Genomic DNA, 12,234 nt, shown 5'->3' with positions numbered 1-12,234 from the left:
CGTAAGCAGGTGGCGGACCGTAGCCTGGCTGGGGAGGAATCGGGCGCCCGCCATGCGGAACCGGTCCGTATCCGTACGGTGGTTGTGTCACGCCCCCGTACCCCCTCATCTCAGTGATCGCCGACAGCCGCTGACGCAGGATAGCAAGCTGTCTAGAGTAGGCAGTCATGCTGACTTTTCGGGGGGGCGCCGTGGGCGCGCTTCTTCTCGCCACCGCCGGAATGCTCGCGACCGCCCCGGTCGCCCACACGGAGCCCGCACCGAACGGTGTGACCATCACCGCCGACCTGAAACTCAGCCGCGAAGGCGTCCTCGAGGTAGTAGAGCAGGTGGCGGTGCCACCGGACGGCGCCTTCCGGATGTCACTTCCACTGCGGCTGCAGGTGAGCGACGACGTCGAGCGGGTTTTCCAGGTCACCGACGTGAACACCGAGGGCACGGGCACGGCGACGGTGGCAGGCGACCAGTTCACCATCGAGGCGCGACCCGGCCAATCCACCTTCAAGTACTCGGTGCGCAACACCGTCAGCGAAGCGCCGGGTACCCAGGTTTTCCATTGGCTCGGCGTACTGAACACCGACATCGCCTCGATCAGCGCTTCGTTGATCAGCCCGAGCTTCGAGATGGGCATCGTCGACTGCAAACTCGGCCCGCCCGGCAATGCCCGGCCATGCGCGGACGTCAAGATCGAGACCGACGGTGTGCTCTTCCTCGAGCAGACCGACCTGCACAAGGGCGACGTCATCGACCTGACCCTGCAACTGCCGCCTGGCACCGTGCCGAGCAACGCCGACGTGCGCGACAGCGGCGACGCGGGCCCGTTCACGATCACCACGCCTACGCTGGTCGCGTTCGGTGTGCTGCTGCTCGCACTGGCGGGCGTGATCGCCTTCGCGCTGCGGGCCCGGCGCCGCGACGTCGCAGCAGGCGGTGGTTCTGACACGATCGATCCGCTGCAGCGCGAGGGTGACCGTGTGCAGTTCATCTCGCCCGACGGAGCGCTGCCCGGGGAGGCGGGCCTGCTGCTGGACGGGCACGTCGATCCGGTCGATATCGCCGCGACAGTGGTGGATCTCGCAGTGCGCCGGTATGTCTGGATCACCCCGCTCGGCGACACCGACTGGCGGATCAACCGGGTGAACGCCCCCGACGACCAGCTGCGCGACTACGAGAAGGCGGTCTACCGGGCGCTGTTGCCCGACGGCACCGACGCGGTGACCGTCACCGACCTACGCAACCCGGGCCGCGTGCAATCCGGTCCGGTGCGCACCGCCTTGCTGGCCGACGCCGTCGCCCGCGGTAGTTTCACCGACCGCCGTCGCCCCGGCCTCGCGGTATGGCTGGGCGGTGCGCTGGTCGTCGCGGGCATCGCCGCGACCATCGCGCTCGCGCTCACCTCCGGGCATGCCCTGGTCGGCGTCGCCATCGCGCTCGCCGGTGTCGCGACCCTGCTGCTTCCGAAGTACCTGCCGGTCAGGACCGCGCGCGGAGTGGAGCTCACCAGGCAGATCCGCGCGCTGCAGCGCGGCCTGGAAGCGACTCGACGCGACCAGATCCCACCGCTCGACCAGGAGACGGTGTTCTCCCGCGCCCTGCCGTTCATGGTGATCGGCGGACGCGCCGACAACTGGATTCGTGCCTTCCGCGACCTCGACCCGTCGGCCGACTCGCAGCCCGGCCTCTACTGGTTCGGTGGCTTCGAACGCGACCGCAACCTGCAGCGCTTCGCGGGACACTTCCCATTCTTCATCACCGCGCTGGAAGGTCTGTTCGCCACCGGACATCCACATCGGTAGCGCCGCACGCGCATGAGGAGAGGGCGACCAGCGACAGCGGCCGGTCGCCCTTTCTCGATCTCTCAGTCGCCCAGTGTGGTTCGCCGGATCGCGGCGAGCGGATCGGCGTACAGAACGCTCAGCGAGGTGACCACGGCGGCGAATTCCTGCACCTTGCCGCCGAATCCGCTGATTCGGATATCGGTCGGAGGCAGGGTCGAACCCTGGTTGAACGCACGCGCTACATGCCCGACCGCGGGCCGGTAGCCGGTGAAGGCTTGGCCACCCAGAATCACGCGATCAGGGTTGAGCATGTCGCGCACCATCGCCACGGTGCGGCCGAGGATGGTGGCGCGCTCGGCGAGCAGTTCACGCGCGGGCTCCGAGCCCGACTCCGCAGCCCGGTACAGGTCCGCGATGGTCGATCCCGCGGTTCCGTTGTGCGCTGGAATGATTCCGCGACCGACGGCCCTGGAGTGCAGTGACCGATCACCCACGGTCACCTCCAGGCAGCCGTGCCGTCCGCAGGCGCATTCGACGTCCGAGCCGGTGGGAAGATGCGCGATCGAGCCGGGGCCGTTGCTCGGCGTGTGCACGCGGCCATCCAAAGTCACAGCCACACCGGCGGTTTCGCGGACGTAGAAGTACAGGCTGCTACCGCGCTCCACGCGAGCTTGGTCGCGCGGTTCGGCGGTGCGCAGCAACAGCTCCGAGCCGGCCATCGCCTCGACGTGCGGCGCCACCGAGACGGGCAGCTCGAGCACCTCGCCGAGCACCGAACCAACTTGCGCACCACGCCAATCCAGCTTGGGGTGGTCGACGACGCCGGTGAGCGGATCGACCCGGCCGCCGATCGCGACGCCTGCCCATAGCGCCTTGCGCCGATGCCAGCGCTGCAGGAACGCCTTGGCGCTGCGGGCGACGGTGGTGGTGGCGAACTCCTGTCCGGTCTGCGGGGTAGCGATGGCGAGGCCACCGAGGATGCGTCCGCGCAGGTCGGCCGCGACGATCTTGGTGACCGCGGCGCCGATGTGGATACCGATGGTCAGGTAGGCCTCGTGGTCGAGTTCGAACGGCACCCGGGGGCGTCCGACCGCACCCGAGGCCGTCAGGTCCGGGCGCTCACGCAGCAAACCGGCGGCGAGTAGCGCGGACACCTGACGGTTGACCGTCGCGATGCTCAAACCCGTTGTGCGCGCGGCATTGTCACGCGAAACGGGACCACCGGTCGCGGCGCGGATAACCGAGGCCGCCGGGTTGTCTGCGATCCGTAGTTCGGGAGCGATCACCGGACGCTGAACACGAGTACGACCGGCGGCAACCCTGGGGACGGATCGTTCGAGGGTAGGGAGGGACATTGTGCAGATCCTTGCTGAAGTCCCGCAACCGAACGGGACGTGCCTACATGGGCGACGAAGCAGCAAACGAGCTGGAAAACCGGCTCAGCCGCAGCAAGAGGTACAACACAGTTCCCGTGTCAATGGCAGCCGCAGGCCCAGTGCGGCAGTCACATAAGTGACCCGCAGAGAGTTCGATCGGCCAGCAGACATGTCGACAAAGTTAACACCGATTTCCGCGACGCACCAAGCCCCGACGCGCCGTTGTGTGCATGCGCACATAGTCTCCCCAGGTGACAGGCACAAGAATAGAGACCTCGCCCGGCGGACAAGCCGACTGGGCGAGGTCTTTTCGCTGCGAGGATTACTTCGGCGCGACGAACGGCCGATTGATCGTCGTGAAGTAGCGCCGATCGCGACGGGAAACGAGGGAAAACGCAGGTAGATTTCAACTGGGCGTCAGCCGCCCGCTATTTCGCTTTCGCAGCCGCTTTCGCTTGCTTCTTGAATTCCCGTACTCGAGTCAGGGATTCGGCGTCGGTGACGTCGGCAACGGACCGCTGCGACCCCTCCTCGCCGTACGCGCCCGCCGCCGTGCGCCAACCCTCCGGCCGCACGCCGCGCTGCTTGCCGAGCAGGGCGAGGAAGATCTTGGCCTTCTGTTCGCCGTAGCCGGGCAGGTCCTTCAGTCGGCGCAGCACCTCGGCGCCGTCCGGGTCGCCCTTGATCCAGATGTTCTCGGTCTCGCCGTCGTAGTTCTCGATGACGTAGCGCGCCAACTCTTGGGCGCGCCGGGCCATCGAGCGGCCGTAGCGGTGAATGGCGGGTGGGGTCGCGGCGAGATCCTCGAACTCCTGCGGATCAGCCTCGGCGATGCGGTGGATGTCGAAGCCACCCATCCGGTCGGCGATCTTCTTCGGGCCGCGGAACGCGTGCTCCATCGGATACTGCTGGTCCAGAAGCATCCCGAGCAGGGTGGCGAAGTGGTCCTCGGTCAGTAGTTCGTCCGCCTCGACGTCCTGTGCGAGGCAAAGCTTGCGACTCATCGCCTACCTCCTGCTCCCACGGTGTGTGCTCCTGACGGGTTCGATCATCTCATCGGCGCCGACGACATGGGCACCCGCCAGCACTACACACAGTGACTCGAGTCACAGATCCTACGCGCGGGTAGATGGCGCCCCGCGTAGGCTCCTGGCTATGCCTCAGACGACGGCGACACCCCCAACGGCCACGGATGGACACGGGCCCATGCATACCTACACTTTGCGCCCTGATCGGTTCGACCGAGCAGGCCAGGACCAGCTCGTCGACGTGCGCGACCTCCAGGCCGCGCTCCCCGGCATCCGCCGACTGCGAACCTGGGCACACGAAGCCCTCGCGCTGCAACCGGGCGAGAACGCGGTGGATATCGGTTCTGGCACCGGCTCCGAGGTCATGGCCTTCGCCGAAGCGGTCGGCCCGGACGGCAGCGCGGTCGGTGTCGAGCCCGACCCGCACCTGCTCGCCGCCGCCGAACGCCGCGCCACCCAGGCCGGCTCCACCGCTAAATTCCACTCCGGCGACGCCTACGGCCTGCCATTCGGCGCGGACAGCTTCGATGCTGCCCTGTGCGAGCGGGTGTTCCAGCACCTGACCGCCCCTGCCCGCGCCGCGAACGAGATCGCGCGCGTGCTGCGTCCCGGCGGGCGCGTCGTGGTGGTGGACAGCGACTGGGGCACCGCGATCGTGCATCCCGGCAACCGGCAGGTTGTGCGCGAGGTAATCGACACGTTGGTGTCGGCGACCACGAATCCGCTCGCCGGGCGCCGCATCCCCGGCCTGCTCACCAACGCCGGTCTGGTGATCGACGATGTCGGCTCGCAAGCCCTGGTGCAGGAGCGCAGTGTGGGCGCAGGCTCGCTGGTCAACCGGATCTCGGCGATGGCGGTCGCGCGCGGCGTGATCAGCGAGGCACAGCGTGACCAGCTGATCGCCGACCTGCAGGCGGGCGCCGACAGCGGCGACATCCACCTCTCGGTCACCATGTTCGCGGTTCTCGCGCACAAGCCGCGCTGAGGCTGCCGGTGTCCGTCGACGTGCTGACGGAGGTGGTGATCGACCGGTCGCGCGAGTTGGTCGCGGCGTTCGCGGGCGACCCGACGAACGCTCCCGCCTGGTACGCCAGAATCCGCGGTGTCGACTGGCGCACGGCGCCACCGCTGCGAGTGGGCTCGCAGATGGACTTCGTCGCGCATTTCCTCGGCAGGCGGCTGGCCTACACCTACGAGGTGATCGACTACGCACCTGGCGAGCGGCTGGTGATGCGCACCCCCGCGGGTCCTTTTCCGATGGAGACGACTTACACCTGGGCGGATACCCCGGAGGGCGGCACACGCATGACACTGCGCAACCGCGGCGAACCGAGCGGATTCGGCAAAATCGCCGCACCCATACTGGAAGCCGCGATCCGACGGGCCAATCACGCCGACCTCACACGGCTGAAGACGCTATTGGAGACGCGGTAGCCAGCACAGCCGGAACCCCGTCCTCCCTCCGACCGCGCCGGGCGGAGCGAAGGCTCGAGGCAGCCGCATAGCCGATCGCCCGGCATGAAATTCGTGCCGGGCGCTCGCGTTGGTCCAATTACTTGCCGAGCAGCTTCTCGGTGGCCGCGAGGAGGACGCAGGTGGCCAGGCCGTCCATCGCCTTCTCCAGCTCGGGCAGCTTCGGGAAGCTCGGTGCGATCCGAATGTTTTTGTCCTCCGGGTCGTTTCGGTACGGAAAGGCCGAGCCCGCCGCGGTCAGCGCGATGCCCGCCTCCTCGGCCAACGCGATCACGCGTGCCGCGGTGCCCTCGAGCACGTCCAGGCTGATGAAGTAGCCGCCCTTCGGCTCGGTCCAGGACGCCACCTTGGACGCGCTGAGCCGGTCTTCCAGGATCTTCAGCACCAGGGCGAACTTCGGCTCCAGGATGGCGCGATGCTTCTGCATGTGCGCGCGCACGCCGTCGGCATTCTTGAAGAAACGCAGGTGACGCAGCTGGTTGATCTTGTCCGGGCCGATGCTCTTCTTCGACGCGTGGCTCAGGTACCAGTCCAGATTCGCCGTGGAGCCGCCGATGAAGCTGACACCCGAGCCCGCGAAGGTTATTTTCGAGGTGGAAGCGAATACCAAGGGGCGGTTCGGGTTTCCAGCCGCGGCGGCCAGGCCGAGCACGTCGAGCACCGGAGCCGCCGTGTCGGTCAGCGGGTGTACCGCATAGGCGTTGTCCCAGAACAGCCGGAAGTCGGGCGCAGCGGTGGGCATCGAAACCAGCTCCCGGACAACATCTTCGGAGAAGACCACGCCGGTCGGGTTGGAGTAGTTCGGCACCGCCCACAGACCCTTGATCTGCGGATCGTTCGCCAGCAGTTCGGCGATGGCGTGGGTGTCCGGGCCGTCGTGGCGCATCGGGACGGGGATCATCTCGAAGCCGAGCGCCTCGGTGATCGAGAAATGCCGGTCGTAGCCGGGGGCGGGACACAGGAACTTCAGCGTGTCCTCGGCGGCCCAGCGGCGCTCGGAGTCGTTCGTGCCGTAGAGCATCGCGTAGGCGATCACGTCGTGCATCAGCTCGAGGCTGGCGTTGTTGCCGGCGAGCAGGTTGTCCACCGGAATCCCGAGCAGCTCACCGAAGATCGCGCGGAGCTCCGGGAGACCATGCAGACCACCGTAATTGCGGCAGTCGGTGCCGGTGCCATCGCGGAAATCGCCCTCGCCGGGCAGGGCCAGCAGTTCGGCGGACAGGTCGAGTTGTTCCGGTGAAGGTTTTCCCCGTGTCAAATCCAGCGTGAGCTTCTCGGTCCGGAGCGTCGCGTAGTTCGCGGACTGGGTCTCGTGTTCGGACACGAGCTCCTCGTGGCTCATCAAACCGATCTGCGTTTGCCGGGGCATCGTGGACAGCCTTTCGAAGCAGCAAGGGACGTGGAAGGCCGGACCGATGTGTGGCCGCGGCCGGTCATTTGTCCGAGCGGACGCACCCGCGTCCGCGGACGCTGTTCACGTTACCCGTGCGTTGCTCGGAATTGGAGGCGTTATTCGACAGCCGGACATCCGTCCGCGCGAGCCCTCTGAAAGGGGACCCCGCGCACCCGGCAGAGCCCGTTGACCCTTGCTGCCTTCCGGCCCTGGGGGGGTTCACAGGATGCGCGCCGCGCGGGATCCGTAGGCCAGTGTAGCGGCTCCCGCGCGAAAGCCGATCTTCGGGTCGACCAACCGTGGCCCACCAGGCACTTCGCCCGATCGACCGGGGCCATTTGGCGACTCGCCGGGGGCTACCGGTATGCTGCTGCACGGAGGATTCGCCTAGTGGCCTATGGCGCTCGCCTGGAACGCGGGTTGGGTTAACGCCCTCAGGGGTTCAAATCCCCTATCCTCCGCAACGGCAAACGCCTCTGACTGGACCTTAATGGCTGGTCAGGGGCGTTTTTCGTTTTTCAGGGCCGCTTAGAGTCATTCCGCAGGTAGGGGCCGTGTTGACCGCGTCAACATGCCTCGGGATAGGGGATCCGCTCCTCTACCCTCTGCGGCGTCCGCCACAGAGGGCGCAGTCGGCGCCCGTAGGCAGCGCCACGACTGTCGCATTCCATTGCTACCGGGCAGCCGACATGCAGCCTGATCGGTCTCAGATGTTCCGAGGGTGTGGGACGACAGCGTTTCCTGGTCACGTTTTCAGTTGACAGAGCCAGCCGGGGAGTTCCTCAAGCCGAAGATCGAGGGCAGTTCGGGATTTAGGAAATGGGTGATACCTGCGATCCGGTCTCCCGAGAGGGTGAGGACGACCAGGCCGGATGGTTGAGCCGCAGGATCGTTGGGTTGTCCGAGATAGCACGCGAAGGCGGGTTGGGCGTTGGCCCGGGTGGGCAAAAGCCTGAAGCGCCGCTCAGCTCGTCCAGCCGCGGTCGCCCGGAGGAACTCGGCGATGGCCTCGGCTCCACGGTACTCGTGCGGGGCGGGCGGCATGGCCAGCCAGGCGTCGTCGGTAAGTAGTGCGACCACTGCGTCGACGTTGTCGACGCAAAAGGCGTCGGCAAAACGTTCCGCCAGGTCCGCCTCGGTGTGAGAACCGGACTCGCGGTCCGCGCGGGTGAAATGCCCTCGCGCGAGCGATGTCCGGGCCCGTTGCAGCAAGCCCTTGATCGCCGTAGGAGTCGCCTCCAGCATCGTCGCCACCTCCGCGAGGGAGAAGTCGAGTACGTCGCAGAGGACCAGTACTGCTGTCTGCCGGGGCGGAAGCCGCTGCAACGCGCCGACGAACGCCAGCCGGACGGCCTCCCGGGCCTCGTACCGGGCCGAGGGGCCCGGCGCCGGGTCGAGCCACGCGTCGGGATAGGGCTGCAGCCAGGTGACCTCCTCTCGGCGGGAGGGTTCGGGCACCGCGAACGGCGGAACTGGCACGGGTGGGGAACGGCGCTTGCCGTCACGGATGTAGTTGAGGCAGCGGTTGGTGGCAATCCGGTACAACCATGTCCGCAGCGACGAGCGGCCCGTAAAACCGCCGAGGCCCCGCCATGCGGCGATCATCGTCTCTTGCAGGAGCTCATCGGCGTCGGCGATCGACCCCAGCATCCGGTAGCAGTGCAGGTGAAGCTCGCGACGATGCGGTTCCATCAGCTCGGCGAAGGCTTGTTCGTCACCCGATCGTGCGAGCTGAAGCACCGATGAACTCATGGCGTCCGATCATGCCACTGTCCTCGTTTACCCGACCACGACCGTTCCGTTCGCCAGCCAGTTGGTGTCTTAACTACTAGCAACTGCTAGAGGAGGAACCCATGATCGACACCAATGACACCGTCAGCCAGCCTGTGCAGGCCTACTACAACATTCTGACCGCAGGCCCGACGGCATTCGACGAGGGGCGGCTGCGCGGAATACTGGCCGATGACCTCGTTTTCGAGGGTCCGATCGCCGGCCACGTCGTCGGAGCGGAACCGTTCATCAAAGGAGTCTTCGGATTCATCGACACAATGCGGAGCCTGACGATGCTGCATCAGCTGCGTGCCAAGAGCATCGCGGCCACACTCTACGACGCCGAGATGCCCGATGGTACCGTCCGATTCGCCGAGTTCTTCCAACTCGACGGCGGGAAGATCCAGTCACTCAGGCTGTTGTACGACGCCACCGAGTACCGCGCTCGAGGCGGCCGATGAGTGCTGACCGCCTGTGGACACGATCCGACGATGGCCACCGAGTCGATAGTGCGCGTCCCGATGGCCGCGCTGCCGGGTGCCTACCGGACGAACATGACACTGCTGGCCGAACTGTGCGTGCGAACGGCGGAAAGCCTCCGCCGCAGGACATCCCATCTACTCGGCCTTCCACTCCAGCAGGCTGAGCAGATGAGCTCTGCCCTGCGCCGACGGCAGCGTGCAGTCCGACGGCAACATCATGTGCCAGGTGTTGACCGCGTCAACACCTGAGCCTAACGCTGGCATCGCCAGCGTCGAAGGGGCTCGGAGCCCAGTCGCTGGCGCGCACCCAGGCGGAGGACAATCTGTACTGGCGAGCGGTGACCCGCTTCGGGCTTCCAGACGGTGCGCGGAAGTTGGCCGCGACGCTGAATGCGGACGGGGTAGCGCTGCCAGACCGGGTGCGAAAAGCCGCGATCACGCGCTCAGGTTTCAAGGTTGGCGGATGTGGACCGAGTCCACATCCGCCAACCTGTAACCCCTGCCGGCTGCACAGGCCGGCGGCGATGATCTCCGCAGGTGTGCACCGCGCTGTTCATGCTGCGTCAGGCTTCTCGAACCGGGCGACAAACCGCAATTCGAGAGCATGCGCCAGCCGATCCAGCATGCCGATGGTCGGCGTTCCGCCACCGGACTCCAGTCGGGAGACATCGGGCTGATGCAGACCGGCACGCTGAGCCAGCTGTGTTTGCGTCAATCCGAGTTCGAGTCGACGCTCACGGATCGCATCGGCGAGCTCGATGGCCAGTTTCGCCTCTTCGCGCCCGGCGTGGTACTCGGTAGCGTCGAAGCCGGGCCGGTTGAACCGTTCACGTCGTATGTCGTCCATAGACTGGTGTTCAGTCATGTCCCTTACCTTCCTGTCGAAGCTGATTCTGGCGTGCTCATGCTCCACTTCGCACACCTTGCGCAGCACTTTCGCACGATCGACTTCCAAAGTTTCCCGCATTCGCGTCTTGCGAAAGACCGTCAGCAGCACCACCCGCCGCCCCGGCGCCAGCCAGTAGGTGATGCGCATCTCCAGCGGATGTAGGTGGAAACGCAGCTCTCGCAGGCCGTCGCCAAGGTTTCGAGACCACGGTTCGCTCAACGTCTCGGCTTTCTCCGCGAGCATGCCCACATATTGATCCACGCGACCGAAGTCCCGATCCGAAAACGATCCCAGCCACTCGGTCACCTCCGGTTCGATCTCGACCGAATACAGCCCCATAGGATCAATGCTATATAGGATTAATCCTATGGACAAGGTGGTCAGCCAGGGCCACTTCGAGGGGCGAAGCAGTGGACGCATCGACTCGACGCCGCAGGGGACTGCGACAGTCGGCACCGTATCCGCCGGAGTCGTTGACCAGGATTTTCGGCGAAGAGTGACTCGCCCCAGGTGTTGACCGCGTCAACGCCTGGACCTGACGTTTGCATCGTCAGCAGCGCCGAAGCAGCCTGAATCGCAACGAAACTGGCTGGCCGCAGCGTTCACCAACGGAAATGGATGGGTTCAAATCCCCTATCCTCCGCAGAGAACCTGCAGGTCGGGGGCGGTTTTTGCACCGCCTCCGACCAGTGGTCAACACACCGCGGGATCTGAGGGTTACGGCGCACCATGTTTGGTGCTACCCCTACAGGTGACGAAGTCGAGCATTCGCGAACGCACCAAGCCCGCGGCGGTTCCTACTTCCAAGTCCTCTACCGGCTAGCCACTATGGACATTGTGTTGCCCTGGCGCGACGGTCAACGAGTTTCATGGCATTGTCGACGGGAAACAGTCACGACCTCCGGTGGGGGTCAAACGTCGATGAGGTTCGTACCATGGTTTTGCGCATGTCGGTGTTGCGAGGACGCCGGGGGTACCGGCTGATGGGATCTGTCGCAGCAGCCGCAGTGGTCGCTGTCGCACCGATGTTCATCGCGACTCCGCAGGCGAACGCGGCGGCCGTCGTCGAGCGGATCGACCGCGATGGGCAGCAATGGCAGATGTATATCCGCTCCCCGGCGATGAAGCGGACCATTCACCTCGACGTGCTGGTGCCGGCGAATCAGTCGAAATCCCGGCCGACGGTGCTGTTGCTGGACGGAAACGGGGCGAAGGAATCCCAGCCCAAAAGCACCTGGACCCTGCGCGGAGGCGCCAAGGAGTTCTTCGCCGACAAGCCGGTCAATGTGGTGATGCCAGTCGGCGGTGGAGGAACGTACTACACCGACTGGTTGAAAGAAGACCCAGTACTCGGACACCAGAAGTGGGAGACCTTCCTCACCGAGGAGCTGCCGCCGTTGATCGACCGCGAGTTGAAAGGCAACGGGGCCTACGCTGTTGGCGGGCTGTCGATGGGAGCGGGAGCGGCGGCCATTCTGGCCGCACGACACCCCGGCATGTTCCGGGCCCTGGCAGCCTTCAGCGGTTGCTACTCTGCCGACGGTATCGGGCAACTCTCGGTGCGCCCCGTGGTCGAAGCGAAAGGCGGAAACCCGGACAACATGTGGGGTACCGCAGGCAATCCGGAGTGGGACGCGCACGACCCGATGAAACACCTCGACGCGCTGCGCGGCAAACCAGTCCACCTGTACGTCGGCACCGGCGTGCCCGGCCCCGATGATGCCCTGTTCGACGGAAACTGGTCATGGCCCGAGGACCCGCTTCGGGCGAGCGAGATCGAACATGTCTCCCATGACTGCACCGGCGTCACCGGGACCGCTATGGGACTCTCCGGTGCCGATGTCTCAACCGACTGGGCCGCCATCGGCGTCCACTCGTGGCCGTATTGGAAGGCAGCCCTGCCCAAATCCTGGCCTACCCTGAAAGCAGGCCTTGGCGTATAGATTCGAGCTCGAGGCATTTCACTCCGTGGCGGCGACCGCTACTCGCGTGCTGAGCCAACATCTCGCGCACAAAGCACCGCGGTAATCCATCCGACCCAGACC

The 12,234-nt window shown here is 65.9% G+C and carries 11 protein-coding genes, 1 tRNA gene and 1 other RNA gene; 7 read left to right on the top strand and 6 right to left on the bottom strand.

What is annotated here, in order from left to right:
• Positions 1-167: 167 nt before the first annotated feature.
• A complete protein-coding gene (locus tag OH799_RS25830) occupies positions 168-1,796 on the top strand; it encodes a DUF2207 family protein (RefSeq protein WP_406269028.1) in 1,629 nt (542 codons plus the stop codon).
• A gap of 62 nt (positions 1,797-1,858) precedes the next feature.
• Here the strand turns inward: OH799_RS25830 and OH799_RS25825 are convergent, their stop codons facing one another.
• Together OH799_RS25825 and OH799_RS25820 are read right to left on the bottom strand one after the other, a co-directional pair.
• A complete protein-coding gene (locus tag OH799_RS25825) occupies positions 1,859-3,133 on the bottom strand; it encodes an ROK family protein (protein WP_406269026.1) in 1,275 nt (424 codons plus the stop codon).
• Positions 3,134-3,582: 449 nt separating this feature from the next.
• On the bottom strand, positions 3,583-4,158 hold the full coding sequence (locus OH799_RS25820; protein WP_406269023.1) for an HhH-GPD-type base excision DNA repair protein: 576 nt from the start codon (positions 4,156-4,158) through the stop codon (positions 3,583-3,585).
• A 202-nt stretch (positions 4,159-4,360) separates the two neighbouring features.
• Here OH799_RS25820 and OH799_RS25815 point away from each other — a divergent pair, with 202 nt between their 5' ends.
• Both OH799_RS25815 and OH799_RS25810 read left to right on the top strand, forming a co-directional pair.
• Positions 4,361-5,167, top strand: coding sequence for a methyltransferase domain-containing protein (locus OH799_RS25815; protein WP_406269020.1), 807 nt, complete (start codon positions 4,361-4,363; stop codon positions 5,165-5,167).
• A gap of 8 nt (positions 5,168-5,175) precedes the next feature.
• Positions 5,176-5,616 carry an SRPBCC family protein gene (locus OH799_RS25810; RefSeq protein ID WP_406269017.1) on the top strand — a complete coding sequence of 147 codons (441 nt, stop codon included), beginning with the start codon at positions 5,176-5,178 and terminating at the stop codon, positions 5,614-5,616.
• A 118-nt stretch (positions 5,617-5,734) separates the two neighbouring features.
• Here OH799_RS25810 and OH799_RS25805 read toward each other — a convergent pair whose 3' ends face one another.
• Both OH799_RS25805 and ffs read right to left on the bottom strand, forming a co-directional pair.
• Positions 5,735-7,024 (bottom strand): aminotransferase class I/II-fold pyridoxal phosphate-dependent enzyme, encoded by a 1,290-nt coding sequence (locus tag OH799_RS25805; protein WP_406269015.1) that lies wholly within the window; start codon positions 7,022-7,024, stop codon positions 5,735-5,737.
• Between the two features lie 178 nt (positions 7,025-7,202).
• An RNA gene (gene ffs / locus OH799_RS25800) (signal recognition particle sRNA small type) lies at positions 7,203-7,297 on the bottom strand.
• A gap of 127 nt (positions 7,298-7,424) precedes the next feature.
• On the opposite strand from ffs, the gene OH799_RS25795 reads away from it, so the two are divergent.
• Positions 7,425-7,509: transfer RNA gene (locus tag OH799_RS25795), tRNA-Ser, on the top strand.
• 292 nt (positions 7,510-7,801) lie between these two features.
• On the opposite strand, the gene OH799_RS25790 is transcribed toward OH799_RS25795, so the two are convergent.
• Positions 7,802-8,800: an RNA polymerase subunit sigma-70 gene (locus OH799_RS25790; RefSeq protein WP_406269012.1), complete on the bottom strand. Its 999-nt coding sequence runs from the start codon at positions 8,798-8,800 to the stop codon at positions 7,802-7,804.
• A 101-nt stretch (positions 8,801-8,901) separates the two neighbouring features.
• On the opposite strand from OH799_RS25790, the gene OH799_RS25785 reads away from it, so the two are divergent.
• Both OH799_RS25785 and OH799_RS25780 read left to right on the top strand, forming a co-directional pair.
• A complete protein-coding gene (locus OH799_RS25785; protein ID WP_406269009.1) occupies positions 8,902-9,279 on the top strand; it encodes a hypothetical protein in 378 nt (125 codons plus the stop codon).
• Between the two features lie 30 nt (positions 9,280-9,309).
• Positions 9,310-9,549 carry a hypothetical protein gene (locus OH799_RS25780; protein ID WP_406269006.1) on the top strand — a complete coding sequence of 80 codons (240 nt, stop codon included), beginning with the start codon at positions 9,310-9,312 and terminating at the stop codon, positions 9,547-9,549.
• Between the two features lie 304 nt (positions 9,550-9,853).
• Here the strand turns inward: OH799_RS25780 and OH799_RS25775 are convergent, their stop codons facing one another.
• Entirely contained in the window at positions 9,854-10,609 is a 756-nt protein-coding gene (locus OH799_RS25775) for a helix-turn-helix domain-containing protein (protein ID WP_406269003.1), read from the bottom strand.
• A 515-nt stretch (positions 10,610-11,124) separates the two neighbouring features.
• Between OH799_RS25775 and OH799_RS25770 the strand changes: the two genes are divergently transcribed.
• Positions 11,125-12,132 carry an alpha/beta hydrolase gene (locus OH799_RS25770; RefSeq protein WP_406269000.1) on the top strand — a complete coding sequence of 336 codons (1,008 nt, stop codon included), beginning with the start codon at positions 11,125-11,127 and terminating at the stop codon, positions 12,130-12,132.
• The last annotated feature ends 102 nt before the right edge of the window (positions 12,133-12,234 follow it).

This window comes from Nocardia sp. NBC_00881, from assembly GCF_045207455.1.
In the GTDB taxonomy this organism is placed as follows: Bacteria; Actinomycetota; Actinomycetes; order Mycobacteriales; family Mycobacteriaceae; genus Nocardia.
Note: the sequence above shows the minus strand (reverse complement) of the source record. Positions and strands in the feature narration are given on the sequence as shown.